We start from the raw sequence: 25,942 nt of genomic DNA on the forward strand, positions 1-25,942 counted from the left end.
ATCAAGAATTACCAGGGTATGAAGTCCAAGCCCCTTGTTTTCTTTGATCGCATCGTAACAACTTTCTGGGAAAGCCACATGCTCTGGAAAAGGCAAACTCGCGACTTTTCCAAACTTATAATGCTGCAACCCTAAAAGACTTGGTACAGCACTGAGAATAGAGCATCCATGAATTATTCTTGTTTTTATTTTATTATCAATTGCTTGCAACCTTAGAGCTAGATGAGTTGTTGCCATCATAGTATCGCCAGCACATGCAAAAACTACTCTCTTAACTTTTGCTTCTTCAATTATTTTTTCACCGCTCTCTACTTCTTCCCTGTTTAATAATTCTATTTTCTTACCAATTAAACTTTCTAATTTTTCTATTGTAGTTCCAACAAGCTTAGATGTGTAAAATTCTGCAAATATTTTATCTGCGCTCTTCAGCTCTTCAAGCGCTTTTAGGCTAAGATCTTTTTCATCATAAAGACCTAGACCTACAAAGCTCAGCTCGCCCATACTAAAAAGATATACTTGGGAATACTTAACGGTTTACAAAAAAAAATAGGAGGGGAGAGGATATCATCGTAAAGGAGAAAAAATTTGTGGGCTCTGCACTCCTGTAACAATACTCATTACTTTAATTCTATCGCCGCAGCTTTCGTCAATTCTAGCGCCCCACTTAACACTACCCTGCGAATCTAGCTCTTTTGTTATACCTTCTACTATTTTGTTCAAATCTCTTATAGTCAAATTTTTGCCGCCGGTTATATGAATAAGTGCACCTACAGCCCCTTTATAATCCACATCTAAAAAAGGATGGTTTAGAGTATCTATTACAACTTTATCAGGGTCGCCGAAAGATTCACCGTAGAGCATTACTGACAAACCACTACCTGTAAGTATGGTTTTTACATCTGCATAATCTAGATTGAACTCAGATGCACCAGTAATACTTTCACTTAATCCTTTAACTGCTTCTGCAATAAGTTGATCCATAACGAGGAAACCTTTTTCTAAAGGGAGGTTGGGAAAGAATTTTATTAGCTTGTTGTTATCTAGAATAATGAGGCTGTCTGATATTCTGCGCAATTTTTCTATACATGCCAAAGCTCTCTTTTTTCCAGCGCCGAGTTCGAAGTCGAAAGGGGTAGTGACAATAGCTACAAGCACAGCACCTTTTTTCTTAGCTATTTCTGCAACAACAGGGGTTACGCCTGTACCTGTACCGCCACCTAGACCTGCAAGAGTGAATACTAAGTCTGCAGGGCTCAAAACTTCCTCAATTTCATTTCTTGCAAGTAATGCGCAATGCTCGCCAATTGCAGGATAGCCTCCAGCGCCTAACCCATGAGTTATACCAGCACCAATAAGTATTTTCTTATCAGCTTCTGTTATTTTCAAATGCTGATGATCTGTATTGATTGCAACTGTAGTAGCTCCTTTTATACCGAGTCTGTTTAAGCGGGTAACGCTATTACTTCCTGCGCCACCAATGCCGACTACAAATATTTTAGGAATGCCTAACTCGGTATAATCTATTTTTTCTTGGCTTAAGACAGCGCTTTCTAATAGAGCTTCCATTTTTATCACCTTTTTCTAACTCAAAAGATAGTGGGAAGAGCCCACTATCCCATCCCCTCTTAGCACTAAGCTTTTTTCTATCTTTTCAGTTTTCGCTTGGCACTTTCTTGAGCACTTTCTATAAGACCTCTTTGCTCGGAAATTTTTCTAAGTATTTCCCTCTCTTGAATCATTTCTTTTGGTCTTCTAGCAATGTAATCCTTTACCGCAAGTTGAATTGCATTCTCAACAGAGAAGGCATCGCGGGATTGAACTAGCACTTTGAGCTTGTCTAAGTGATCTGCCGGTAGTCGCACTGTGATTCTTTCTTGATATAGCTCAGAATATTCTGACTGCAGATACTCAGATAAGTTCTCTCTTACAAGCTCTGAAATTGTTATATCTCTACGCTGCGCTACTTCAGTTAGTCTATCAAGAATCTCTCTTGGAAATCTTATGGTAAGCTTCTCTGTTTTTTTCATTTTGCCGCAGCCCCTTTTGCCTGTCTTGTGCCTTACAAATGTCAGGCAATATAATAAATTATACGCTCCTATATATATAATTTTCTATAATTTTTTTAAGACGGGGCGCTCGACGATAAAAAAATTTAATAAAACTCTATCAATTTTTCACCCATCTTTCTTAATAACTCAGTTTTTTTCCATTTTTTAGCTACAATCACTCGATAGTTCTTTTTCCACCAGAATTTTGGATAGCGCGCTTCCTCAACTATAGGCTCTAGTCCAAGCGCCTTAGCACAATCAGCTATTTTCTTAATGTCAGGCTCTTTTACAGCTAGTTTTTTAGGCACTTTTCTTAGAGCTCTTGGGTAAGAGTTGTCAAAATAATGTTGCCATATAACATATTTTCCCTCTTTTTTAGATACCATTTTCACTCAAGAAGCACGCAATTAATTACACCATGCTGTCCTGGTCGCGAGGTAACAAGTGCTTTGCCAAGCTCGGTTTGAATCACAGCACCTTTTGTGATAATATTCCTTCTCATATAGTGAGGATTTGCTCTGTTCTCTAATACTGCAATAATTTTAGATTTCTGTGCTTTCTTTGATTTAGTCATTACATTTGCAACTCCGGCTCTCAGCACTCTTATTTTCTGGTTATTGCCGCGCACTCTAAAAACCTGCGTTTTGTGCTCACCCAAGCCTGTCTCGCGCTTCTCCCTGCCGATCTCATATTTTCGCTTCTTTCTGCTCAGCTTCAATATTCCGCCTGAACTCTTCCTTCTAGATTTGCCATGCCATAGTGCCATTTTTATTAATCAGAATGTTAATCTACGCTAAAAAACATTTACCAAAACATTTATATAGCGCAGAAAAATCTCTATACCTCATGACAATACCATTTGGAGAACTGTTTCAAAATAATCTAGGAATCGCTGCTGGCGTTATAAGTGTCCAGTTCCTTGTAGGACTTGTTCTAGGCTTTTTTGTAAAAAAAGCGCTTAAGTTAATAATTATAGCTGCCGTAATTCTAGGCATAGGCTCTTATCTTGGCGTAATGGCTGTCAATATCGATAAAATTAAAAGTTATAGTATCGCTGCTCTAGCGCAGGTCTCAACATTCGTCTCCGTTATACCTTTTGGAATAGGATTACTTATTGGCGTAGTTATAGGTCTCATAAAAGGTTGAAACTAACCAGGAAAGAGATTATAAAATTAAGCATCCAATGCCCTACAATCATACCAAGCACGTTTTTTGTTTTTAAATAAACCAATCCTGTAGCTAAGCCTGAAACAATTATAAAGAGCAAAGCGCCTTGTGAACCCATTAATTGCTGTAGCCATAGCAACTCGTAAAAATGAGCAAGTGTCCAGACTATTGTTTGAGCGCCTAAACCATGCCATGGAGTAAGGCTCGCGCTAAGCTCCTTTTGAATTATTCGTTTGGTAAAAAAGTCTACTGGGGCAACGTTCAGCATAGCGAAAAAATTCCAGATCAAAAACTCATAGCTATTGAGTTTAAGCCCGTTAAAGAATTCTCTGTTGAAAGGATAGTAGCACAGAAGCCATATCGTTAAAATCAAATACAGAGCAATGCCGAGTACAAAACCAATATTGACAGTACCTAGCTCAAGAGGCTTCTTTAGAATTCTCAGCACAATAACAGGCAGTAGCATAAACGAAATGAAAACTGCAATTCCATGCGCTTCAAATGCTTTACCAACAATTTTTTCTAAGCTAATATAAGTTATTAAGCTAGCAATGCAAATGAAGAGTAATTCTTCTAATATCCTATTCTTCTGAATATTTCTGCTGAGCTCCATTTTGATTACATTTCCTCAGGCGCTTCAATACCAAGGAGCTCAAGTGCATTTCTTAACACTATTCTAGTAGCATCTACAAGTGCAAGTCTAGCATCTCTTAGCTCTTTTGGCTCAGCTTTCAATACGGGCACATCACGATAGAATTGATTGAATTGTGTCGCAAGCTCAAAGACATAGTTTGCAAGTTTGTAAACTTTTCTTGAGCTTCCAACATCTTTAATTACTTTAGGAAATCTAGCAAGAATTTTCACAAGCTCTAATTCCTGCCTTTCTTTAAGCAAAGACAACTCTATTTTGTTTTTATAGTATCCTTTACTCTTGCTTAATATACTGCAAGCTCTTGCGTGAGAATATTGTACAAAAGGAGCGCTGTTTCCCTCAAAGCTAATAGCCTCTTCCCATTTGAAAATTATAGGCTTTTCGTTTTGAACTCTTATAATATTGTATCGTATGGCCCCTATACCTATAATCGCTGCGATTTTTTTTAAGTCAGCTTCAGAAATTTTTTTAAACTCATGCTTATCAAATTTTTTACGCCTCTTTTTTACTTCTAAATAAGCTCTGGCAATAGCTTCTTCAATTAAATCATCAGTATATACCACTCTGCCTTTTCGTGTAGACAATCTACCTTCCGGTAAAGAAACGAAAGAATAGAAAATAACTTCAGGTTTATTACTGCAACCTAAAACTTTCAAAGCTTCTTCTAATTGTAAAGCTTCTAATTTATGATCTTCGCCAAGAACGTTAATTGCGTGAGTACAGTTTTTAAATTTATACAAATGGTAGGCTAAATCTCTTGTAGCATAGAGTGTGGTACTGTCTTTGCGAGTAATAAAAAGTTTACCTGAACTCAAATCTAGATAGTAAGCGCCTGCTTCTTCTCTGCATAGTTTGGAACTTCTTAAATTGCTCAATACCTCGCGAGTCGTCCCTATAAAATCAGATTCCCATACGTATTTATCAAGTTTTATATTGAGTTTAGCTAAAGTCTCTATATTACCATGCAATACTTTTTCACAACAGCTTCTAACTTTAGCTTTTGTCTTAGTATCATTCCCCTCGTAAAGCTGTAATAGTTTGTCTATTTCACTTTCAAGCTGTGGCATCGCCTCCAAAAGTTTGCTTGCCTCTTGATAATACTTTACAAGCTCATGGTCTGACTTAGCCATAGCTTTAGGCTCAGTTTTTTCAAGCTTTATATTATCTAAACCCCATACTAAAATACCTACCTGCTTACCCATATCGTTCACATAATATTGAGTCTCCACCTCGTAACCATTAGCGCGTAGAACTCTTGCGAGAGTATCACCGATTATTGAGTTTCTGGCTCTCCCCACATGTATTGGCCCTGTAGGATTTGCAGAGGTATGCTCTAAAATAATTTTGTCATGCTTTGGCGCTTGCCAGCCGTATCTTTCTTTTAATTCTAAAGCGCTCTTAATCACAAGCTCTTTCAGCTTATCATAATTGATAAAAAAATTTACGTAAGCGCCAACTACTTCCACTCTATCAATGAACTTTGATTTGTACTTTAGAATTTCTTTACTTAGCATTTCTGCGATTCTTTCAGGCTTTTCTTTTGCGAGCTCGAAGCAAGCGAAAGCATAGTCGCCAAGGTTTGGCGGAGGAGTGCTAAATTCTAAAATTTCGGGCTTAGCTAGCTTGAGATTAGTTAGAGCTTTTGTAAGTATAGATTTCAGCTCAAGCTCTAAAATTTCCAGTGCTGAGTTCATTTCCTGTACCTCAGAATTGCGCCTATTCCATTAAATGCATTCATAAACATTTCGCCATCAGAAGATTCTGTAGAAATAAATTCTATTTCTGCATTGGTATTATTTGCAAGCTCAATGAGCTCTGTAACTAAATCTCTGCTCTCTAGAATTGTACTCTCAGCATTGCATTTACTACATTTCAAGAATTTTGGGGGCTCTTCAAAAGAGCTCTCTTCTTCGTTACCGCAACTACTGCATTTTAATTTTAATTTCTGTCTTTTTAGTTTTTCTGAGAGAAGCAACGTAGCCACTTCGCCTCTTTTTAGACGAGAAATTACTTCTTCTTCGCCATAGCTTGCAAGTCCCCCTTCTTTAATTATTTCGCTCATAAATTCTTGGACTAATTTCTTCTCTTTGATAAGGCTCATATTCTTAAGAGTTTTAGATGCGCTCTCTATAACTTCTCTAAGTCCATACTCGTCAGTATAACCTGTTTCAAAAGCGCCTATTACTTTCTTTTTGAGCTCATGATGAAGATAATCTTTTTCTAGAAAGAAATTTTTAGTATAGCCTGGACCGCCAACAATGATGCCTTTCAAAGCTTTGTCTAAAAAACTTTCAGTAGCTAAATCACCGATTTTTACAAAAAACTCGTGTGCAGCTTGCTCAATTAGCCTCTCAAATCTCAATGCACTCTGCCCGCCCATGCGATGTTTGCTCGGCACTCTCGACTGTACGTTCTTTATAACCTCTGTCCTCTTACCTTTCACAAGTCCTAAAGTAGCTTCTTTTCTATCCATCACTATAATTCCATAACATTCTTTCTCAGCCACCATTTCTTTTAGCGGCTCTAAGTAGAAAGAAGAATTGCATCTGTATAGGAATGTTTGCAAAGGCTCTAGCGGCTCTATAACATAAGAAACTGCCTCTTGCTTGTCTATACTTATTGCTTTATGACCTACAAAAAGCGCTAATCCGTTTGGAGTAGTATCCTTAAGAAATTTGATTTTGCCAATTAGAGAATCAATTGCCCACATAACATTCTTTCTTGTGCCCTTAGATTTTATATTGCTCGATTGCGCATATTCGTTTCTTAAGTAATTTAGTACATCTGCTATCTTTCTACTTGGCGGTATATAGAGTGAGACGAGCTCAGTAGCTCTGCCTTTTATAGCCTCTAGCTCCTCAAGCTTCTTCTTGAATTCGTATCTAGCTAAAGAATCCATGCTAAAATATTGATATATGTAGTATATAAATAATTCTGAGACTGAGAAACCATAATATTAATTATTGCTGAAAAGCTTACTCGTTACAGAATAAAATGAACCTTGCAATCTCGATTGGCGGCTCTGTGTTAGGCGAATTAAATCTAAAATATCTCAAAGAATTAGCTTCTGTACTAACTGAACTTTCTTCTAAGCACAGGCTTTGGGTAGTTGTAGGAGGCGGCGAAATTGCTAGAAAATATATATCTGTAGGCAGGGAATTGGGGTGCGACGAAAGTTATCTTGACAGTATCGGTATAGATATCACAAGAGCGAACGCAAAAGTATTGCTTGGCGCTTTACCTCAAGCCTATCCTGAAATACCAGAGAATTTAGACAGTGCTTTAACTGCAGGAAAGCTCTATAAAATAGTTGTAATGGGCGGAACACATCCGGGGCATACAACAGATGCAGTAGCTGCGACGCTCGCTGAGCGTGCAAAAGCATCTAAACTAATAATAATGACTGATGTTGACGGTGTTTATACTGCAGACCCTAAAAAACACAAAGACGCTAAACTTTCGCTCAAATTGAGCTACGAAAAGCTTTTAGAGGTTACGAGTAAAGCAAGTTTAGGAGCAGGCTCTAAATCTGTAATTGATCCTATAGCAGCTAGAATCATAGCAAGATCAAAAATACCTACCTTTGTGATTAATGGTAGGAATTTAAAAAACTTAGAAAATCTTATTGGTGGTAAAGCCTTTATAGGCACTACGATAGAATAAAAGGTGCAAGAAAATGGTAGAAAAAATACTTCAGCACAAGCACTGCAGAATATGTGATAAAGCAATAACTGCTGATGAAGAGCTCTGCTCTGATGAATGTAAAGTCAAATGGAATATGATTTTAAAAAGAAGAAAATGGACTATGTATTTCTTCTATGGTATTATTATTCTATTTATTGCTCTTCTTCTGCTTTCAGGTCTAAGAGGTTAGTGTAGATGGAAACTCTTGATAAGATAACTGAAAGGATTTTGATGGAGTTAGAAGAGAAAGATCGCGTGCGCGAAGAAGCATTGAGATCAGTACGTTTTATTATGAGGAAATGTGGTGAAGCTGTTCAGAAAATGCACTTAGCTCAAAACGCCCACGAAGTAATTACGCAGGCAAAAGAAGAGGCGAAAAAGGTTAAAGAGCTTTTAAAAGCTCATCCTGATATTTATTATTCAGGCAGTGTAGAGAGCGCATTTCAAGAGCTTTGCGAAGCTTGTATTATTTATGCATCGCTAAAAAATCAGAAATTACCTGAGCCTGAAGAGTTAGGAGTAACCTCTACGTCCTACCTTTTGGGATTGGGTGACGCAATTGGCGAACTTCGTAGATTATGCCTCGACTCATTACTTGAAAACAATTCAGAACTTGCAAAAAAGTATCTTAACACAATGGAAAATTTTTATAATGCATTAATGAAATTTGATTTGCCATCCGCTATTGTAGCGGTAAGAAAGCATCAGGATAAAGCGAGGGCTCTTATAGAAAAAACTAGAAGTGAACTGCTATTCGCAATGAGAGAGAAGAGCTTGGAAAAGAAGATAGAGGAGCTAAAGAGGCAGTAATAGCAACTGAAATAGTAACTCCACTTCAAATTATTATATTGATGACTCAACTTCTTTTGAGTTTCTTATCCTCTATAAAAGGTATTCTTGTAAATTTTTTGCAGTTTTCGCAGAATATTACCACTCTTCTTTTTCTAGTTCTTACTCTTGCATTTACACCAGGCAGCAAATAATAATTGCAGTGCTTGCAGAATCTTCTTTTATATTTTGTTGGAATTCTTATATTGTGGCGCATACCTATTTTACGAGCTAACTCTACGTACCGATTTGCAAATTTAAAGTCATGTTTTAAAGCTCTTTCTTCTGCAATCTTAAATAGTTTATCGAACCTTTTGTGAACCAAAGCTTCAATAGTTAACTTTTTGACCATATAAATGAATAATTTCTGTAAAGCTAGCTTAAATATTATTTATGCTTGCGCTCAATCATAGCCATAAGCAGCATGCAAGCTATTAGCACTCTTCGATCGAAGTCAGGAGGCACAGCTCGACAGTTAACCTCCCAGATATCACCTATAATTTTAAATTTCTGGTTTATCTCCGCTACAGGTCTTCCTTGCAATTCAAGAGTCATTTTTTCAGGTATCAATGCGCCGCCGGGCAGATATTTTCTGGCTAGCCCACGAGCCATAGAGGTTTCGTAGATTCCGCCAATAAGCTGCCGATTGGCGTTGTAAACTTCCCATTCATCTCTAATAAATCCTGAGACTAGCGCTTTCCTTTTAACATAGCCTAAATGAGTATTCGTCTGAGAATCCACAACAGCAAAATTTCCCCATATATCCACTATCTGCTGTTGCTTAATACAAAATAGCTCGTTACTCATACTCTCATCTGAATATATCCTTATATCTTCCTTTAGTTTGAGAAGTTTCTGCTTTGAAAAACCCAAAATATTTCCAGCGGAATCTTCGATCCAGTATTTATTCCAGATAGTTAACACTTTCTTCCTTAGCCTATAGAAATTCTGAAACCATATACTTGCTGATGGTTGTGGCAGTGTAGGTTGCATGTTGAATTGCTATATATTTATTTACAGAAAAACATTTCCTTTCTATAAAAAATGGCTGAACTAAAATTCGGTCCTGCAGGAGTGCCTTTGTGCGCAAAGAAGCGCGATACTCTGACAGGTATAGAAGAATGTGCCAGATTGGGCTTAGAGGCTCTTGAAGTAGAGTTTGTTAGAGGTGTTAGAATGAGTGTGGAAACAGCTTTGGATTGCGGTAAGATTGCTTCTGAACTAGGAATTGCGCTTTCTGCCCATGCGCCCTATTTTATCAATTTAGCTTCTGAAGATAAAATTAAGCGCAAAAAAAGTATGAGCTTTGTTTTGGAAACTGCTAAAATAGCGAATGCGCTAAAAGCTAAGCATGTAGTCTTCCACCCAGGCTTCTATGGTAAAAAGTCAAAAGAAGAGTGCTATCAACTTGTTAAGGAATGCATAGGAGAGATTGTTGATACAATCAATAAAAGCAAATGGGATGTTTTATTAGCGCCTGAAACAATGGGGAGGCAATCGCAATTTGGAACGCTTGACGAAACTCTAAAAATCTGTGAAGAGTTAGATGGTGTTGTTCCTACAATAGATTTTGCGCATATCCATGCGAGAACTAACGGCTCGTTGAAAACTTCAAAAGATTTTGATAGAATATTAGACACTATTGAAAAAAGATTGAAGCTGAAAGAGCTTCACACACATTTCACTGGCGTTGAGTACAAAGCTGGAAACGAAAAAAAGCATCTAGTATTAGAAAAAGGTGATTTGAAATTTGAGTATTTAGCAACAGCATTAAAGTCTAGAAAATTAGAAGTTACGATAATATCAGAGTCGCCAATTTTAGAAAAAGACGCTCTGGAAATGAAAAGGATTTGGGAAAAATTGTAACGATTTTTGTTACATTCTCAAACAAATTTTTTGTAAAATGCTGTGCAATATGTTGTATAATATAAAAGCGATGATAATAAAAACAGCTATACAAGCCAGAGGGGTAAAGTTAAGTATGTGACAAAGCACCGAAGTTGAAAGAAAAGAGAAACAGCCGCCAACAACTATAAAAAATATTCCCCAGAAGCAAGATTTTAAAAAAGACGTCTCATAATTCCTTACAAAATCTTCGAGTTTAATGAGTATTTCTATTCCAATCCATACTACAAATAACCCATATATTATTGGGATAGCGTAAATCAGTATGTATGGTGGGCTTGGCTTTAACAAATGAAGATATGCAAAAATGCCGAATACATCGTAAATTCCTACAGTAAACATAACACCTGCAGAAACATATAGCCCGTATCTATTTCCTTTTTCTAAGCTTTTGAGAAACTTACTAATAGCAACTACTATTACAAGCATACAGGTAAACGTAATAGGCAGGAATGCTATCATACACATCCCAGCACCACCACCGTAACCGATGCCTTTAATTGCTTCGTAATAAGATATTATCGGCAGCCATGTCAGAAGGAAAATGATCAAAGCCAAAAATGTAAAAATCGTTTTAATTTGCGAAGACTTGACATATATTGGAGACATGCTCAATTAATTATTAGAAATTTTGTCTTTACTTTTTCATCCTTTTCCTTTCATCATCTCTTCAGCTATTTTCTTTGTCTTCTCTACATTTTCTGCATTCTCTTTCATTACCTCATCCCAAACCTTAAAATCAATTATCTTCTTAATCTCTTCTTCTAAAATTTTCTGCATTTTTTCTCTACCTAAAGCATCGACTTCCCAACAGTCAGTACTGAATTTCCTTATATACCATTTAGCTCTAGGATCTTTTACTTTGGTAGGTGCTGGCGGTAGCACCTCAGCATCAACTTGATCTTTCCTCAGCATTACTCTATGATCTTTGCATGCTAATTTCCAGAAATTTTTTAAAATAGATGCATACAGTCTATTAATATCCAAGCCCGATGGATCATGGTCTGTTACAAAGTAGGCATACAATTCGTAATTATTTCTATCTTTCATAAAATTTTGATATTCCAGCGATTCTCTATACAGTCTACTCCAAGCGCCGTAGCCTCGCAAAGATATTAATCTAACAAAATAGTTATTAGTAACATATTCTAGTTGAGGCTGTAGTTCGCGCTTCTCTGTAAAGACTACAACTCTTTTACCCATAGCATCCCATGGGCTTTTACCCGCTTGCTTCTGAGCATCTTCTAAAGCTTTTTTAATTGCATCTTCAGGATTCATTCCTGCAGGTATTGCCTCAGATACTAAACTTTCAGTCTCAGAAATCATATGCCACGGTATAAGCCCTGCTATTCTAGCCTGCAGCATTAATTTGATAAGTGTCTTGTAATCTTTTATTGTGTTAGAATATATTTCCGCAAGCTGATGGACTAAATGATAATGAACTTGCCTTATTGAAAGAGGTGTAGGTTGCTGAGCATAACTAGTATTTACAAAATTGATAGCTTCTTCTGCAATTCTCCTACACTTTTCATTAATCTTCTCTAGTACAAGAGGCTTTGCTAATTTAGATACGTCACCGTTCTTCCTTCCATACCATTCCTGTAAATCCTCTAGCGTGTAATTGTACATTTTATCTTCCTCTAATATTACAGCTTGCTAATATAGCTTTTGGTCTAGAAAATTCCTGGGATTTTGGTATCGCATTTAGAGCATTTGGAGTTTTTTAAATTTATCATCTCTGCAGAGAAGCCGAATCTTTCTATCAAAAGCTCTTTACAGTTAGGGCAGTAAGTATTTTCATAATTGCCATGTGGTACGTTGCCAAGATATAAAAAATCTAAGTATTTACTGCCGAGTTGGTAAGCTCTCAGTAATGTCGAAATAGGCGTTGGAGGTAAAGAATCCATTTTATAATGAGGATAAAATCTAGAAAAATGTACTGCAGTGTCTTTGCCGATACGCTCATTTACCCATTTACAAAAAGTTTCAATCTCTTCAGTTGAATCGTTGTAATTTGGAATAATAAGATAAGTTAGCTCTATGTAAATTCCCAATTCTTTTGCAAGTTCGCAAGTCCTTAAAACAGGCTCTAGTTTTGCAGAGCATATCTCTTTATAAAAATCTTCTTTGAAAGCTTTTACATCAATATTCATTGCATCAAGGTATTTAGAAATTTTGCGCAGAGGCTCTTCGTTTATATAGCCGTTTGTTACATAAATTGTGTAAAGCCCATGCTCTTTTGCAAGTTTAGAGCAATCGTAAGTGAACTCATACCAGATAACAGGCTCGTTATAAGTCCACGCAACTCCTTGACAATCGTATTTCTTTGCAAGCTTAAGAATTTCTTCGCCAGTAATTTTCTCCAGTGCAAAATAGCTTTCAGGCGTTGCTTGCGAAATACCCCAGTTCTGGCAGTGCTTGCACTTGAAATTGCAACCTACTGTGCCAAAAGAAAGCACTGCGCTGCCAGGATAAAAATGATAGAGTGGCTTTTTCTCTATAGGGTCTGGGCAGATAGAAGATGCTAAACCATAGATTAGAGAGTAGAGTATGCCATCCTTATTCTCCCTTACCCCGCATATCCCTCTTTTTCCATTACCAATTACGCATTTATGAGGGCAGAGCAGACATTGTATTTTATCGTTTTTCTTTTCCCAGAACAGCGCTTCCTTCATACAAACGACCGTTTATTTTTTGTAGATATTTTTTCTATGCCACACTACCCTAAATAGAGAACTTTATTAGAGAAGTCAACATCAATTAACGCTCTATAATCTCCGATTCTTAGTTTATAAACATCTTCTCTCTCGTAATGCTCCAAATAATGGAACGGTTTTTCTGTGATTTGCTTTACTTTTTTAACAATCCTTCCGGAAATATTTTTAGGCAGTTTCCTTAAAAAATTTCTGACTTTGGGATGCCACTCTACAGAATAAGTCATCTCTACAAGAATTCCTTTTCCATTTCTTCTTGATTTATGTACTCGCTTTCAGGTGTTGCTCTGGCTTCTGCCAACCCTTTCTTTGCTTCCTCACTTAACTCGTATTCTTCCGCAAGCGCATGTTTTATGAATTCTATATCTTTTTTCATTGTTTCGAGTTCCTTATAAATTGTCTCAAGAGTTACTGCTTCCATATTTTATCACCAATATAACTAAATAGATAAGAATATTTAAAAGTGTTGTGCTCGCATTTCCCAGAAGAGCGCTTCTTTCATTACTCATAAGATTAGTTCTTGGTGATACTTATAGTTTTCATCGATTGGCTCTGTAAACTTGCGGTGAGCAGCAAGTTTTATATCAAAAATAGAGCTATATAATCAACCGATTGCTGGAAAACAAAGCGAAAGTTGAGGAAGTGAAGAAGGAGCTGGAGAAACTATAAGGTGCTCAGCAATGAGCTTAGGCGAAAATTTAATATATAGCTATAGCCATAGTTATAAAGGGTGATAAAATGGTCACTACAATACAGATCGAAGAAACAACTCTACAAATGCTTAAGGAGCTTAAAGAGCGTAGCAAAGCAAAAAGTTACGAAGAGATAATTAAAGAGCTTGTAGAGGCAAAAATCAGCGTTCCAAAATCTATGTTCGGTAAGCGTCCGAAAATGAAAAAGTTTACGCTGAAGGAAGAAGCTGAGTTCCATGAGCTATGATGCTGTAATAGATTCTTATGCATGGGTAGAATACTTTAGAGGCACCGCGCGGGGAAGAAAGGCAAAAAGGTATATAGAAAGCGGTGCGTGCATTACGCCAACAATAGTATTGGCAGAGCTTTCAGATAAATACTTCAGGGAAGGTTACAAAACCTGGGAGCAGGATTTAAATTTCATTTTAGCAAAAACTACAATTGTAGAATTAACAAAAGACATTGCAGTGAGGGCTGGGAAAACAAAAAACGTTCAGAAAGAAAACAGGCCTGATTTCGGGATGGCAGACGCAATAATTTACGAGACGGCAAAGCAGTATGATACAGCAGTATTAACTGGAGATCCACACTTTAAAGGGCTGGAAAATGTGATTTATATTGGGTAGTTTGAATTGAAGTCGAGGACAGTCCTGTACTTATTCTCCTAACCTTGCCACTTCGAGATAATCCATTCTAATTTTTAGCACATACCCAATTTGACAGTTAGACTTTTTAGCAACGTAGCAGTAGCGTTTTATCACGATATTCTTCGATAAAAACGTCAAAAATTCCAAAATTTTGTGGTAAAATGTTAGAAAAATGCGAAATCCTAATCAATTTAGCAAGTACATAACTGCAAGTGCCAATTTAGGGAGGTGATTTTTGAGGAATATTTCTTAGTAGATTATATCTTGTCAAATTGCCTATAGAAAATTTGAGAAAAAATTTGAAAATTTGCCTTTATGTTCCAAAAACTGATGTTAATATCTTCCGGATAGTGATTCAAGTGGCGAAATCAGGTTAAAATATTCATTCGGATTTTGCCACTAAAACCAATGAAATTTCGTAATCGTAAACTCTGTCTGCTTGATCTTCTGTTATTTTTATTATTGTCCGATTGAGTGCCTCGGTACTTATTTGCATTATCTTCTCAGCTATCTCATCAAGCTCGCCTATACTTGCTATAATAGTCACATTGTAATTATTTTCTTTTAAGCCGAATGGAGCAACTATAATAAGCGCACAAGAAATAAACGTACCATTCTTCTAAGATGGTTGCTGTTTTCTCGCCTATAGTGTAAGTTCTTACATGCGATTGGATTTCTACCTCTTCATTTGCAGAGTATTCTTCCGTTAGATTACCTACTAGATGTATACTTAAAGGAGGAATTGAAGGAACTGAAAAAGAGCTCTCGCTATAAGACATGCTTGAGAAAGTGACGTGGGTATATGTTCCAAACAAAGTATCTGTGCAATTTACTGCAAGAACGTTATCCTTTATGCAAACGATTTCTCCATCAGTAAAAGACCTAAATTTCCAAGTCTCGACGTCAAAATCTGCGCAGAGTTTTTGATAGCTTAAAATCTTGGGTTCTTTTCCTTTTCTTTGTAAGTACAGAATTACACCTACACTAGCGATTATAACAATACATATCACCGCAACTGCCAGTGTTACTTTTCTCTTGGGTAATTCACCCGCAGATTGCAAAATCTTCCTTGGCCTATTCCACTTTCTCAAACCTATCTTTCAACTTGTCCATGACTTTAGGAAGCGTGGTATATTCCATATCTGCCAATGGTAAGCGATGAGGCTCGAAGGGGCCGTGGCAGCGCATATAATCGGCAATTTCCTGCGCTTTCTCTCTTGCCGAATCGAATGCAGGATCATCAAACAGGTCTTGAGGACCTATTAGCTTTGCATTGCAGATCTGGAATCCAAGCGCTACGCAACGCGGCGGGCCGTCAAATCTAGTGCATACTGCGTTTTTTAGAGACACAGGCATTAGGGGACCGTTATGAGAGCCCCGCATCCAGCCACTGACTAAATGCGGAATAGCAAAAGGCTCTAGAATTTCGCCTAGAGCTGGAAGACCTGCCTGCGCTCTTACAATACCTACAGGGTCATCTTTGCCAACATATTCTCCAGCTACTTGATATAATTTTTCAGTTGAAATGCAAGCTACAGGCTCGTTTTCAGGAAGTTTTCCTTTCTTAGGAAATACTCTTTTAATAACGAATCTGGATTTAGCTCCTATAAGAGCAAGTAGATCATAAAGCTCTTCAGGCAAGCTTAAGATGACTTTTTTATGTTCCTGGATATCCCAAACTTCAAATACAAACCCTGCATGCAAGCTCGGGTCTATTACAAGGCCTGCTGTGTTGAATGGGTCTGCAAATATTTTATAAATTGGTAAATTAAAAGCGCCTGGCTCTGTCTTATCCATCATAAAAACAACTACAGGGTCTGCTTTACGCTCCGTAAATTCTAGTTCTGCAATACCAGGTCCCATACCTCGAATATTACCTGAAAAAGCCTCTTTCAATATATCCTGTCCTGCAGCGTAGAGCTTCAGCTCCTTTGCTATTTTAGTAGCTTCTGTGAAAATATCCCATGCAAGTTTATGCACCTTCTCACTGTTCTCGCCATTGAAATGGCTCATTATTAGCTCCAAATCGTCGCCACAATGAGTTACATAAAAATCTTCTATGAGCTTTTTCTTCTGCGCATCTTTTAGCATCTTCTGCGCAAGTTCTATTAGTTTAGGATGTGTTGTGCTGTGTCCTGCAACACTACCAACGTCTGCCTTCATTACTGAGATAGTTGTTTTTGCCATTTTCAATCACAATTTTGATATAAACGAAGGAATAGAAAACCTTTTCCTTAAGAAACTACGTTATGCGAACTTGTTTAATAGAATATTTAATATCTCCCGTTTCTATTTACTTTTATTATGGCAAAATTCCGGGAAGCCATTCAAAGGTTACTAAACAAATCGATTTGTATGAATTGCTATGCAAAAAACTCTCCTAGAGCTACTAGATGCAGGAAATGCGGTTATAAAGGTTTGAGACCGAAGGCTAAAGAGAGTAGAGGTGCGTAACGAAAAAATGATAATCGAAAGAACAAGTTTTGGAAAGGTTGTGATTGACGGTAAGAGCTACGGCGATGTTTTAATTGTAGCTGGTAAAATTTTAGAAAGAGATTGGCAAGAAGGCTCGCATAGAGTTAGCAAAGGCGAGTTAGAAAAGTTACTGAGCAACGAGCCTGATATTGTAATTATAGCTACAGGTCAGAGTGGTGTTTTAGAAGCTGAAAATGTTATAGAAGAGATAGGCAAGAAGACGGAGCTTATCATTTTAGAGACCCCTGAGGCAATAAGAAAATTTAATGAGCTTTCGAAATCCAAAAAAGTAAATGCGCTGATTCATACGACATGCTGATAACAGCGACAAGAGCTATTTACGGTAACCCTTTACCTCTTGCAAAATCAGCTCAATAGCCTTTTCTGCTTTTTCCTTTTTATCAACCACGAAAATTCCTACGTCGTTAGGCGCTAGCTCTAAAGCTCCCTCTACATTCTCTTTCTCTTCCCTTGAAATGCCATATTTGGGCAGCTCGTCAGTACTCACAAACCCCTTTATACCAAGCTGAGCTTCCAACTTTTTAGCTAAGCTGTCTGCATAGCTCTTGTCGCTTACAAGTACGCCATAGAAATTTTCTATTTTCGTTCCTAGAACAATGGCACCTTGCGCTATACCGCTCTTTATAAATTTAGAGTTCGTATTGCTAAATATTTCAGTTAGCTCTTTCATAGTAATAGAAACGCACTCTATAAATTAATATTTTTGCTTTTCCCCGGACAATTTAAATTAATGCACTGAGTTAAAGCTTTTCTTTTGTATATTATTTTCACTTTAGGTGCTCCACATAACTCGCATTGCTCATTTATTGATATTATTCTACCTTTAGGCGGTAGTGGGTAGGAGTTGTTACAAGCCGGGAAATTGCTACAGCCTGCAAACCTCTTACCCCTTTTAGAGCTGATGATAATCATATCACTTTTACAAACATGACATTTTCCAATAACATTTTGCTCTTCAAGAGCTTTTTTTATACTTTCGCCTATCTTAAATTTATTTTCTTCAAGTTGTCCAAGCATACTTTCGAGCAGTTGCTTTGACTCATCAACAACCTCACCAATCTTTTTTTTACCCTCTGCAATTTCGTCCATTTCTTTTTCAAGCTTGCTCGTCATTTCAGGCGAGGTTATTTGCGCTACGTAATTTTCTAGTACCTCTGTAACAGCAACTCCTGATTTCGTTGGGTTAGGTACCAAGCCTCTGACGTAATCTCTTGCATAGAGCTTTTGAATTATTTCGTGTCTTGTGCTCTTTGTGCCTAATCCTAAAGAATCCATAAGTTGAATTAAGCTTCCTTGCGAATAACGTGCTGGCGGCTTTGTCTTGCCCTCTTTAAGCTCTAACTTTAATTGCTTTACTATATCGCCAGTCTTCAATTCTGGAATTAAAATTTCTTTTGTCTTTAGATAAGGATAGTATTCGCGCCAGCCTTCTTCTAAAATTTTATAGCCATTTGCAATAAATAACTCGGAATCTATCTCAATTTTTGTATTCTTAATTTCCCAAAAAGCATTTCCAGCTAAAGTTGCAATGAATCGTCTAACTATAAGCTCGTATAGCTTCCATTCTTCGTAAGAAAGCTCACTCTTTCTAGCAAGCTCTACCGGGTGTATTGGAGGATGGTCTGTTGCAAATTTCTTTCCTCTGCTTGGAATAATAACCTCTTTTTTCAGTATTTTCTCAGCTTCTGGAATGATGTTAACAAGTTTAGCTAAAATTGTTCGTAACTCTAAACTTTTTGGATAAACTGTATTGTCAGTTCTGGGATATGATGTAAAGCCAGCTTGATATAGCTCCTCCGCAATGCGCATTGCTCTTGAGGCTGAAATGCCCAAAAAAGAGCTTGCTTGTAAAAAAGTAGTTGTGTTGAATGGCGTTGGCGCAGGCTCTTCATGCCTTTCTTGCAGTACTTCTAAAACTTTACCTGCTTTTGAACTTTCTAATTTTTCGTAAATCGCTCTAGCTTTAGCATATTCCCAAAACTTCCCTCCTAAATAATAAGCGTTAAATTCTTTATTATTAAATTCAAGTTTAGCATTCAGCTCCCAGTAAGGTTTTGGTACGAATTTTTGTATTTCTTTTTCACGATCTACTAGTAGTTTAAGAGTAGGAGTTTGAACTCTGCCAACAGATAAAAAATCTTTACCAGTGCGCTGACTAGCAAGTGATATAAATCTAGTGAGCACTGCACCCCATACCAAGTCAATAATCTGCCTCGCCTTTGCTGCAGCTGCTAAATTATAATCTATTTCTACAAGTTCTGAGAAAGCTTTGTTTAGCTCTGGCTCTGTAAGAGCACTAAATCTAGCTCTTTTTACTTCCAGCTCGGGATTGTGCTTTTTAAGTATTTCAAGAGCCTCTACTCCTATAAGTTCTCCTTCTCTGTCATAATCAGTTGCAACAATTACTCTCGTTACATTCTTAGCAATTTTTACTAGCGCATTTACAATAGCACGTTCTGTGATGTATTCCTCAACTGGCGCATAAGTGAGCTCTCTAAGATCTGTTTTATCCCATGAGTTATATTGGGGAGGGTAATCTAAACTTACTATATGGCCTTTTAAGCCTATAACTAAACTCTGCTCTTTTCCCAAGCTAAAATTATACAGAGAGATTTTACCGATTTTTTTAGTTTTGAAATTGTTGTTTGAGAGCACGGTTGCAATACGGAATGCGCTTTTAGACTTCTCAGATATTATTAACGAGGTCACATTGCTGCGAAATTGTTGTCTTGGATATATAAGACTTATGCAAATATGAGCAGTGCTTGTTTCTATCTTCCTCTTATTATTCTATCAAACTCTTCTTCAGAAATTGTTTTCAAACCCAATTTTTTAGCTTTCTCGTATTTGGAGCCCGGGTCTTTTCCTACAACAACGTAATCAACACTCTTGCTAATGGTTGAGCTAAAGCTTCCGCCGAGTCTCTCAACAATACTTTCAGCTTCGCTTCTAGAATATTTTTCTAATTCTCCTGTAAAAACGAATCTTTTACCTGCTAAAATTCCTATAGCTCTTGGCTTTGCACTCATATTTACGCCTGCTTTCCTTAGCTTCTCTATAACCGCTCGATTCTTTTTATCTTTAAAAAACGATATTATGCTGTCTGCGACAACGCTTCCTATACCTTCTATTGCCTCTACTCTTTCTTTGCTTGCTTTCATAAGCTCATCAATTGATTGGAAGTTATCTGCTAAGAGTATTGCCGCATGTCTCCCTACATGCCTTATTCCAAGAGCGAACAAAACTCTAGCAAACTCGCTCTTTTTGCTTGCTTCAATCTGCTCTATTACCTTTGTAGCTGATTTTTCACCGTATCTCTCTAGGTTTGCTAAAACATCTACTTTTAAATTGTAAATATCTGCGAGGTCTTTAACCAAACCTTTCGCCACTAGCTGTTCTATAATAGCAGGTCCTAAGCCCTCTATATTCATTGCATGCCTTGATGCAAAATGGTCTAAAGAATTTTTTAATTGCGCTGGGCATGATAGCCCGACGCACCTTGCAACTGCTTCGCCTTTAGGTCTAACAATGTCTGAGCTGCAGACAGGGCATTTTTTAGGCATAGTAAAGATTTTCTCTTTGCCAGTTCTCCTTTCCTTTACCGGCTTTATAACTTCAGGTATAACTTCGCCTGCTCGCTCTATGAAAACAACATCGCCTATCCTGATATCTTTCCTTCTAATTTCATCTTCGTTATGAAGTGTAGCTCTAGATACTGTTACACCTCCAACTTCTACAGGCTCTAGAACCGCTACAGGCGTTAGCGCTCCTGTTCTACCAACCTGAACTATAATATCTTTAATTTTAGTTGTTACGTGTTTGGGTGGAAATTTATAGGCTGAAGCCCATCTGGGGCTCTTTGTAGTACAGCCCAGCTTCGCTTGCTGCTCTAATGCGTTCACTTTTACAACCATTCCATCTATATCGTAATCCAGCTCGTCACGCTTGCTCTCCCAATCATCACAATACTTTATTACTTCTTCTATATCTGAAAATTTTTTCACTCCGGGATTGACTCTAATACCTACTTCTTTCAACGCTTCTAAACATTCCCAGTGAGTTTTAAAAGGGTTTTTTTGCTTTGTATAGCTCAGAGTATAAAGGAAAACATCCAGAGGCCTTTTGGCAACGAGTCTAGGGTCAAGCTGCCTCAGAGAGCCTGCAGCTGCGTTTCTAGTATTTGCAAAAAGTGGCTCGTTAGCTTTTGCACGCTCTTTGTTGAGCTGCTCAAACCCTTTTCTTGTCATGTAGGCTTCTCCCCTTATCTCAGAATCAGCGAGCGTTTTTATTTTGGCACTTTTACCATCTAAATCTAATTTCAAAGGTATGCTTTTAATAGTTTTTAGGTTTAAGGTAATATCATCTCCTCTTGCGCCGTCGCCTCTTGTAGCGCCTCTTTTGAATACACCATTTTCATAGATTAAAGCAATTCCGAGCCCATCTATCTTAGGCTCTACTACATACTCAACTCTGTCAACGCCTAGCCATTTCTTCGCTCTTTTATCAAACTCTCGCAGCTCGTCTGCAGAGTAGCTATTGTCCAAGCTCAGCATAGCAACTTTATGCTCCACAGTTGCAAATCCTTCTATAGGCTGGCCGCTTACACGTTGAGTTGGCGAATCAGGAGTAATAAAATGTGGATATTTTTGCTCTAGCTTTTTCAGCTCCTCTACAAGCTTATCATATTCGTAATCTGAAATAATAGGATTATTTTCTACGTAGTACAATCTATCATGATATCTTATTTCTTTTCTAAGCTCCTCAATACGTGCCAGAGCCTTTTTTGCCTCTTCATTTGAAAATCTCAGCGATTTCTTTAACTGAAAGTGTGTTGAGCACATCTTTTTTAGTAAGCCAGCCTCTCCTAGCTGTAGCGACGCCATACTTCATAAAATCTAAATGACTCACGTTATGGGCATCTGTTCCCAAGCAAATCTTACAGCCTTTTTCTTTTGCTAACTTCACATGCACATCTCTGAGGTCCAATCTGTCTGGCTGCGAGTTTATTTCAAGATACGTTTTAGTATTTACTGCTGTATCAATAATCTTTTCAACATTTACTTGATAAGGGTCTCTTTTGCCTATTATACTGCCGGTTAAATGACTTATTATATCTACATTTTCGTTTCTCATAGCAGTTGCTATTCTCTCAGTCATTTCTTTTTCGCCCATTTTAAAATTGGAGTGCACTGCAGCAGCTACAATATCCAATTTCTTTAGCACAGAATCGTCAAAATCAAGTTCGCCATTCTTCTTTATCTCTACTTCTATACCTGAGAATATATGGAAATTAGGATACCGCTTGCTCAATTCTTTTATCTCTTTGCCCTGCTCTACAAGAGCTTCTCCGGTTAACCCACGAGCTACTTTAAGTGTTGCAGAATGATCAGTTATCACTATGAAAGAATAGCCTTTTTTTCTAGCAGCTTCAACCATTTCTTCAATTGTATTAGCGCCGTCGCTCCATTTAGTATGCACATGGAAATCGCCTTTGATGTCTTTTTGCTCAATTAATTTTGGTAGTTTGTTTGCTAGCGCAGCTTCTACTTCGCCTCTATCCTCTCTAAGTTCAGGCTGAATCCAAGGCATACCTAACATTTTATAGAGCTCTTCTTCTGTTGCGCCAGCAATGCGCTTGTTTGTGCGCTTGTCAAATACTCCGTACTCACTTATTTTAAGGCCTTTATCAATAGCTATTTTTCTAAGCTTTATGTTGTGGTCTTTACTACCTGTGAAATATTGTAATGCTGAGCCGAAACTCTCTCTGGGAACTACTCTCAGGTCTGCATGGACATCTTCAGTTAAAATTACAGATGATTTTGTTTTGCCATGAGCTATCACTTCTTTAACCATTGGTAAAGTTACAAAATTTTTCATGACTTTTTCAGGCTCAGCTGAAACTACTAAAATATCTATATCGCCGATAGTCTCTTTCATTCTTCTCAAACTGCCTGCAGGCTCTATTTTCTCAATACCGCCACCCGCTTTCAATCGCTCTATAATCTCTGTAGCTATAGGATAAGCTCTCCCTAGCAGCATTCTTCCCTTCGCTTCTTTTAACTTTTCAATTCCTTTCAAAATGCGCTCTTCAACTTTATCGCCAAGCCCTTTGAGCTCTCTAATTTTATGCTCTTGGGCTGCTTTCTTTAGCTCTTCTATATTAGTTATACCAAGCTCTTTGTAAAGTTTATAAGCTGTTTTAGGCCCTAGAAACTCAATTGAGACCATTTCCATAAGACCTTTGGGTACGTTCTTTTTCAGCCCTTCTAGATATTTTAGTTTACCGGTCTCCAAAAGCTCCGCTATCTTTTTCGCTATCGCATCACCTACGCCCGGTATCTCCATTAACCCCTTTACACCACTCTCTTTGTAAATTTGTCCAAGTTCTACATTCCATGACTCTATTGTCTGAGCTGCTTTTGTATAAGCTCTAGGCTTAAAAGGTACATCTTGCATTTCAAGTATAGTTGCAATTTCATAGAATACTTTTGCGAGCTCTGTGTTCCTCATTTTTTAGCATTCAGATATTCTTTTAGAAGTTTAAGAGCTTCGGTACTTGCTTTTTCTTTTATTTCTTTTCTATCGCCCTTAAACTTAAACTCTTTGCAAATATTGCCTTTATCGTAGGCTAGCGCTATGTAAACAAGTCCCACTGGCTTTCCATTAACGCTTGTCGGCCCTGCTATGCCTGTAACACCTATTCCCAAGTCAGTCTTACTCTCTTCTCTCACTCCTTCTGCCATTGCAAGAGCTGTTTGCGAGCTTACTACGCCAAACGTTTCAATCGTTTTCAGAGGTACTTTCAAAAGTTCCTGCTTCGCCCTTATACTGTAAGTAACCAATCCTCGGTTGAAGTAATCTGAACTGCCTGAAATGTTAGTAATTCTGTTTGCAATCAATCCTCCTGTACATGATTCCGCGACTGCAACTGTAAGATTGTGCTTTCTTAGAAGGGCGCCAACCCTTTCTTCTAAAACAGCCATTTCTCTCTTTTACAAAAATAAGCTGGGATTGAACTTACAATCTGCCTTTTGGTAAAGCAGCAATCATTTTTGTTCCTATGAACGTTTTAGTCTCTTTGATATCTGATATTCCCTGTATCTCTTTCACTACTTTGTTGAATATTTCTTTTACATTTGTCTCCACCAGCTCTACAATAATATCATATTCACCTGCCACCACACTGGCTTTCGAAATCCCTGGTATCTTTAGTATTTCACTAGCTACAGTATCAGCCTTTCCTACCTCGGTTTTTATTAATACATAGGCAGTTACTTTATCGTTAGCCCTCATCATCTTCCAACATTATCTTCTTATATTATATCTTTTTCTATCTTTTAATAGCCAATGTAAGCCGGGGGAGGGAGTTGAACCCCCTTAAAGCAGATCTCCCGCCCTTTTCTTTCTTTTTACAAAAGAAAAGCGTGGGCGGAAAAGAAAGAAAATTAGGGTATCCGAAGGATACCCTTAAATATCGTTAATTGCTACGCAATTAGTTTTAGTAATTGCGTTCCAATCTTCGTATTTTACAGAGATTGCGAAGCAATCTCTGATTCTTTCTCTTTTCGCCAGAGGTCTGCAGTCTGCCACATCGCCGCTCTGTCACCCCGGCTTTTGTATAGTAAGTTAAATAAGAAGTGTACCCAGATATATATCTTTTGTTGCTACTGCAAAAGCTTTCTATACAAACCCTAAAGCTTCTTCAATTATCCCTAGCTCTATGCCAGTAGTATTTTTGCCAACAATAGCTCCTTTTGAGTTTGCAACTATGGCTGAGCCTACGTAAGGGAAGCCGAAATTTACAGTGCCCAAGTAGACAGGAAGCTTGAAAAAATCTTTTAAAAAGTCAAGTTCCTCTTCAGTAGTTTCAGGATGCAGGAGAAGACCTTTATTTGTTACAACACCTGCAGAACCTACTGTTTTCAAGCCTGCAACAGTACCTTTAGCTACTTCTATCATAAGAGTACTTTCAAGAATTTCGATTGTTTCCTTGCTGAGTTGCGGATGGACAAGGCCATGGGTATCATTTGCAAGTACGTTATTTCCTATCGCATTAAGTCTATCACTGATTGTAACTAAAGGCAAGTGCTCCTTTAATTTTTTCGCTTCCGAATCGTAAGCAAGTTCTGTAACAACAGCTCCGTGAGAATTAAGTATAAGCATTGCTCCTATAAGAGAAGTGTTGCAAATAGTTATAGGTATAACTTCAACATTGAGTGTTTTTTTAATAGCAGTAACCATTTTAGGCGAAAGATCAGGAGGAACAACACAAACACTGTCGCCAGCTCTACATAAAATCCCAATATGAGCAACGTCTACTGTTTGTAGCATAAATAAATTATTTTACTTTTATTTCTTTTTCTTCTACTTCCTTTTCTTCGGTTTCTTTACCTTTTTCTATTTCCGGTAGTGAGACCTCAACAAGCCCATCTTCAAATTTTACTGCTTTTACCCTCACTTTCTTGGGCATTCTTTTACAGCCTCTAGCCCATATAAGCTCATTTAAGTGTGTATCTATCCAAATATTATTTGATTTGAGTTTGCGCGAAATAAAATCTCTAATATCCCTTATTGCAGATTCAGCTCTTTTAGTGCGTGGCTTATACGTGCCTAAAGGTATTGTATATATTACTTCTTCTTCAGCCATTTTTAGATTACTTTTTAAGACTAGTTCTTCGCCAGCTCCTCTGTTTAGGATGCCTTGTAAATCTACGCGCTGTCTTCATCATAACCCACGCAGGTACTCTCCTATTCTGTTTCTCAGCTTTTAAAAGTCTTAGTTTTTTAGCTACTGGTTTGTTCCTAGCCATTTTTTTTAATTTAACCTCTTTATTTTTATTTCCCTTTTTCTAGACCCTATTCTTGCTAAAAGCTGTTTAAGAGTTGCATCATCAATCTGTTTTGTTAATCTACCGTTTTGCAGTAGTAGCAGAAGCTGATTTTCTACAACCTCTACAAGCTCAGGCTTAGCAAGTTTAAGGGCCGTTAACCGCTCCCTCGCTTCCGGAGTTAAAATCTGACGTAATATCATTTGCTTTTGAATTTCTACCTGCTTTTGCCGCTCTTCCAATGCCGCTTGCTGCAAATATTGCATTTGTAGCTGTTGCTG

The 25,942-nt window shown here is 37.6% G+C and carries 38 protein-coding genes and 1 tRNA gene; 9 read left to right on the forward strand and 30 right to left on the reverse strand.

Features of this window, described 5'->3' with window-relative positions; genetic code table 11:
* From dph5 to QMD21_00410, 5 genes are all read right to left on the reverse strand, one after another.
* A partial coding sequence (gene dph5 / locus QMD21_00390) for a diphthine synthase (GenBank protein MDI6855229.1) occupies positions 1-501 on the reverse strand: 501 nt, incomplete at its 3' end.
* A gap of 63 nt (positions 502-564) precedes the next feature.
* Positions 565-1,566 (reverse strand): cell division protein FtsZ, encoded by a 1,002-nt coding sequence (gene ftsZ, locus QMD21_00395; protein MDI6855230.1) that lies wholly within the window; start codon positions 1,564-1,566, stop codon positions 565-567.
* A gap of 77 nt (positions 1,567-1,643) precedes the next feature.
* Positions 1,644-2,027, reverse strand: coding sequence for a ribbon-helix-helix protein, CopG family (locus QMD21_00400; protein MDI6855231.1), 384 nt, complete (start codon positions 2,025-2,027; stop codon positions 1,644-1,646).
* Positions 2,028-2,152: 125 nt separating this feature from the next.
* Positions 2,153-2,434 carry a signal recognition particle subunit SRP19/SEC65 family protein gene (locus tag QMD21_00405; GenBank protein MDI6855232.1) on the reverse strand — a complete coding sequence of 94 codons (282 nt, stop codon included), beginning with the start codon at positions 2,432-2,434 and terminating at the stop codon, positions 2,153-2,155.
* A 2-nt stretch (positions 2,435-2,436) separates the two neighbouring features.
* Positions 2,437-2,814, reverse strand: a complete 378-nt coding sequence (locus tag QMD21_00410; protein ID MDI6855233.1) for a 30S ribosomal protein S8e — start codon at positions 2,812-2,814, stop codon at positions 2,437-2,439.
* Between the two features lie 80 nt (positions 2,815-2,894).
* Between QMD21_00410 and QMD21_00415 the strand changes: the two genes are divergently transcribed.
* Entirely contained in the window at positions 2,895-3,194 is a 300-nt protein-coding gene (locus tag QMD21_00415; GenBank protein MDI6855234.1) for a hypothetical protein, read from the forward strand.
* Here the strand turns inward: QMD21_00415 and QMD21_00420 are convergent.
* From QMD21_00420 to prf1, 3 genes are read right to left on the reverse strand one after another with little or no spacing between them, the layout of a single operon-like run.
* Positions 3,181-3,828, reverse strand: coding sequence for a hypothetical protein (locus QMD21_00420; protein MDI6855235.1), 648 nt, complete (start codon positions 3,826-3,828; stop codon positions 3,181-3,183). The two genes, QMD21_00415 and QMD21_00420, sit on opposite strands and share 14 nt — an antisense overlap.
* A gap of 5 nt (positions 3,829-3,833) precedes the next feature.
* On the reverse strand, positions 3,834-5,561 hold the full coding sequence (argS, locus tag QMD21_00425; GenBank protein ID MDI6855236.1) for an arginine--tRNA ligase: 1,728 nt from the start codon (positions 5,559-5,561) through the stop codon (positions 3,834-3,836).
* The gene (prf1, locus tag QMD21_00430) at positions 5,558-6,766 is read right to left on the reverse strand and encodes a peptide chain release factor aRF-1 (protein ID MDI6855237.1); all 1,209 of its coding nucleotides are present in this window, start codon (positions 6,764-6,766) and stop codon (positions 5,558-5,560) included. The genes argS and prf1 overlap by 4 nt, the downstream gene beginning before the upstream one ends.
* 95 nt (positions 6,767-6,861) lie before the next feature.
* On the opposite strand from prf1, the gene pyrH reads away from it, so the two are divergent.
* Genes pyrH through QMD21_00445 form a run of 3 tightly spaced genes read left to right on the forward strand, consistent with a single transcriptional unit; the run spans position 6,862 to position 8,361 of the window.
* Entirely contained in the window at positions 6,862-7,530 is a 669-nt protein-coding gene (gene pyrH / locus QMD21_00435; protein MDI6855238.1) for a UMP kinase, read from the forward strand.
* Between the two features lie 13 nt (positions 7,531-7,543).
* The gene (locus QMD21_00440; GenBank protein ID MDI6855239.1) at positions 7,544-7,741 is read left to right on the forward strand and encodes a DUF2116 family Zn-ribbon domain-containing protein; all 198 of its coding nucleotides are present in this window, start codon (positions 7,544-7,546) and stop codon (positions 7,739-7,741) included.
* Between the two features lie 5 nt (positions 7,742-7,746).
* Entirely contained in the window at positions 7,747-8,361 is a 615-nt protein-coding gene (locus QMD21_00445; GenBank protein MDI6855240.1) for a translin family protein, read from the forward strand.
* A gap of 46 nt (positions 8,362-8,407) precedes the next feature.
* On the opposite strand, the gene QMD21_00450 is transcribed toward QMD21_00445, so the two are convergent.
* Both QMD21_00450 and QMD21_00455 read right to left on the reverse strand, forming a co-directional pair.
* Positions 8,408-8,731 (reverse strand): ribonuclease P, encoded by a 324-nt coding sequence (locus tag QMD21_00450; GenBank protein MDI6855241.1) that lies wholly within the window; start codon positions 8,729-8,731, stop codon positions 8,408-8,410.
* A 35-nt stretch (positions 8,732-8,766) separates the two neighbouring features.
* The gene (locus QMD21_00455) at positions 8,767-9,303 is read right to left on the reverse strand and encodes a hypothetical protein (GenBank protein ID MDI6855242.1); all 537 of its coding nucleotides are present in this window, start codon (positions 9,301-9,303) and stop codon (positions 8,767-8,769) included.
* A 120-nt stretch (positions 9,304-9,423) separates the two neighbouring features.
* Here QMD21_00455 and QMD21_00460 point away from each other — a divergent pair, with 120 nt between their 5' ends.
* A complete protein-coding gene (locus QMD21_00460) occupies positions 9,424-10,245 on the forward strand; it encodes a deoxyribonuclease IV (protein MDI6855243.1) in 822 nt (273 codons plus the stop codon).
* A 9-nt stretch (positions 10,246-10,254) separates the two neighbouring features.
* On the opposite strand, the gene QMD21_00465 is transcribed toward QMD21_00460, so the two are convergent.
* From QMD21_00465 to QMD21_00485, 5 genes are all read right to left on the reverse strand, one after another.
* A complete protein-coding gene (locus tag QMD21_00465) occupies positions 10,255-10,836 on the reverse strand; it encodes a hypothetical protein (GenBank protein ID MDI6855244.1) in 582 nt (193 codons plus the stop codon).
* A 93-nt stretch (positions 10,837-10,929) separates the two neighbouring features.
* Entirely contained in the window at positions 10,930-11,913 is a 984-nt protein-coding gene (locus tag QMD21_00470; protein MDI6855245.1) for a hypothetical protein, read from the reverse strand.
* 44 nt (positions 11,914-11,957) lie between these two features.
* The gene (gene amrS, locus QMD21_00475) at positions 11,958-12,959 is read right to left on the reverse strand and encodes an AmmeMemoRadiSam system radical SAM enzyme (protein MDI6855246.1); all 1,002 of its coding nucleotides are present in this window, start codon (positions 12,957-12,959) and stop codon (positions 11,958-11,960) included.
* A 44-nt stretch (positions 12,960-13,003) separates the two neighbouring features.
* Positions 13,004-13,225: a type II toxin-antitoxin system RelE/ParE family toxin gene (locus QMD21_00480; protein ID MDI6855247.1), complete on the reverse strand. Its 222-nt coding sequence runs from the start codon at positions 13,223-13,225 to the stop codon at positions 13,004-13,006.
* A 2-nt stretch (positions 13,226-13,227) separates the two neighbouring features.
* On the reverse strand, positions 13,228-13,419 hold the full coding sequence (locus QMD21_00485; protein MDI6855248.1) for a hypothetical protein: 192 nt from the start codon (positions 13,417-13,419) through the stop codon (positions 13,228-13,230).
* 317 nt (positions 13,420-13,736) lie between these two features.
* Here QMD21_00485 and QMD21_00490 point away from each other — a divergent pair, with 317 nt between their 5' ends.
* Both QMD21_00490 and QMD21_00495 read left to right on the forward strand, forming a co-directional pair.
* Positions 13,737-13,937: a hypothetical protein gene (locus tag QMD21_00490; protein MDI6855249.1), complete on the forward strand. Its 201-nt coding sequence runs from the start codon at positions 13,737-13,739 to the stop codon at positions 13,935-13,937.
* Positions 13,927-14,316: a type II toxin-antitoxin system VapC family toxin gene (locus tag QMD21_00495; protein MDI6855250.1), complete on the forward strand. Its 390-nt coding sequence runs from the start codon at positions 13,927-13,929 to the stop codon at positions 14,314-14,316. Before QMD21_00490 ends, QMD21_00495 begins: the two co-directional genes overlap by 11 nt.
* Before the next feature lie 403 nt (positions 14,317-14,719).
* Here the strand turns inward: QMD21_00495 and QMD21_00500 are convergent, their stop codons facing one another.
* The 3 genes from QMD21_00500 to fbp form a co-directional block, all read right to left on the reverse strand.
* Entirely contained in the window at positions 14,720-14,884 is a 165-nt protein-coding gene (locus QMD21_00500; protein MDI6855251.1) for a hypothetical protein, read from the reverse strand.
* 7 nt (positions 14,885-14,891) lie between these two features.
* A complete protein-coding gene (locus tag QMD21_00505) occupies positions 14,892-15,347 on the reverse strand; it encodes a hypothetical protein (GenBank protein MDI6855252.1) in 456 nt (151 codons plus the stop codon).
* A 64-nt stretch (positions 15,348-15,411) separates the two neighbouring features.
* The gene (gene fbp, locus QMD21_00510) at positions 15,412-16,524 is read right to left on the reverse strand and encodes a fructose-1,6-bisphosphate aldolase/phosphatase (protein ID MDI6855253.1); all 1,113 of its coding nucleotides are present in this window, start codon (positions 16,522-16,524) and stop codon (positions 15,412-15,414) included.
* Positions 16,525-16,641: 117 nt separating this feature from the next.
* On the opposite strand from fbp, the gene QMD21_00515 reads away from it, so the two are divergent.
* Together QMD21_00515 and QMD21_00520 are read left to right on the forward strand one after the other, a co-directional pair.
* Positions 16,642-16,791 carry a 50S ribosomal protein L40e gene (locus QMD21_00515; protein ID MDI6855254.1) on the forward strand — a complete coding sequence of 50 codons (150 nt, stop codon included), beginning with the start codon at positions 16,642-16,644 and terminating at the stop codon, positions 16,789-16,791.
* Between the two features lie 7 nt (positions 16,792-16,798).
* Positions 16,799-17,131 (forward strand): MTH938/NDUFAF3 family protein, encoded by a 333-nt coding sequence (locus QMD21_00520; protein MDI6855255.1) that lies wholly within the window; start codon positions 16,799-16,801, stop codon positions 17,129-17,131.
* A 15-nt stretch (positions 17,132-17,146) separates the two neighbouring features.
* Here the strand turns inward: QMD21_00520 and QMD21_00525 are convergent, their stop codons facing one another.
* The gene (locus QMD21_00525; protein ID MDI6855256.1) at positions 17,147-17,503 is read right to left on the reverse strand and encodes a hypothetical protein; all 357 of its coding nucleotides are present in this window, start codon (positions 17,501-17,503) and stop codon (positions 17,147-17,149) included.
* Positions 17,504-17,520: 17 nt separating this feature from the next.
* Positions 17,521-19,542, reverse strand: coding sequence for a DNA topoisomerase I (locus QMD21_00530; GenBank protein MDI6855257.1), 2,022 nt, complete (start codon positions 19,540-19,542; stop codon positions 17,521-17,523).
* A 62-nt stretch (positions 19,543-19,604) separates the two neighbouring features.
* Positions 19,605-21,716 (reverse strand): NAD-dependent DNA ligase LigA, encoded by a 2,112-nt coding sequence (gene ligA / locus QMD21_00535; protein ID MDI6855258.1) that lies wholly within the window; start codon positions 21,714-21,716, stop codon positions 19,605-19,607.
* Entirely contained in the window at positions 21,625-23,343 is a 1,719-nt protein-coding gene (polX, locus tag QMD21_00540; protein ID MDI6855259.1) for a DNA polymerase/3'-5' exonuclease PolX, read from the reverse strand. Before polX ends, ligA begins: the two co-directional genes overlap by 92 nt.
* A complete protein-coding gene (locus QMD21_00545; GenBank protein ID MDI6855260.1) occupies positions 23,340-23,816 on the reverse strand; it encodes a CinA family protein in 477 nt (158 codons plus the stop codon). The genes polX and QMD21_00545 overlap by 4 nt, the downstream gene beginning before the upstream one ends.
* Before the next feature lie 34 nt (positions 23,817-23,850).
* The gene (locus QMD21_00550; GenBank protein ID MDI6855261.1) at positions 23,851-24,126 is read right to left on the reverse strand and encodes an Lrp/AsnC ligand binding domain-containing protein; all 276 of its coding nucleotides are present in this window, start codon (positions 24,124-24,126) and stop codon (positions 23,851-23,853) included.
* Positions 24,127-24,185: 59 nt separating this feature from the next.
* Positions 24,186-24,445 (reverse strand) — tRNA-Cys (locus QMD21_00555).
* Positions 24,301-24,423: a hypothetical protein gene (locus QMD21_00560; GenBank protein MDI6855262.1), complete on the reverse strand. Its 123-nt coding sequence runs from the start codon at positions 24,421-24,423 to the stop codon at positions 24,301-24,303. Before QMD21_00555 ends, QMD21_00560 begins: the two co-directional genes overlap by 123 nt.
* Before the next feature lie 68 nt (positions 24,446-24,513).
* On the reverse strand, positions 24,514-25,164 hold the full coding sequence (locus QMD21_00565) for a translation initiation factor IF-6 (GenBank protein ID MDI6855263.1): 651 nt from the start codon (positions 25,162-25,164) through the stop codon (positions 24,514-24,516).
* Positions 25,165-25,171: 7 nt separating this feature from the next.
* Positions 25,172-25,480 (reverse strand): 50S ribosomal protein L31e, encoded by a 309-nt coding sequence (locus QMD21_00570; protein ID MDI6855264.1) that lies wholly within the window; start codon positions 25,478-25,480, stop codon positions 25,172-25,174.
* 7 nt (positions 25,481-25,487) lie between these two features.
* The gene (locus QMD21_00575; protein ID MDI6855265.1) at positions 25,488-25,643 is read right to left on the reverse strand and encodes a 50S ribosomal protein L39e; all 156 of its coding nucleotides are present in this window, start codon (positions 25,641-25,643) and stop codon (positions 25,488-25,490) included.
* A 5-nt stretch (positions 25,644-25,648) separates the two neighbouring features.
* A partial coding sequence (locus QMD21_00580) for a DNA-binding protein (protein ID MDI6855266.1) occupies positions 25,649-25,942 on the reverse strand: 294 nt, incomplete at its 5' end.

The organism is Candidatus Thermoplasmatota archaeon (assembly GCA_030018475.1).
Classification (GTDB): Archaea; Thermoplasmatota; JASEFT01; order JASEFT01; family JASEFT01; genus JASEFT01.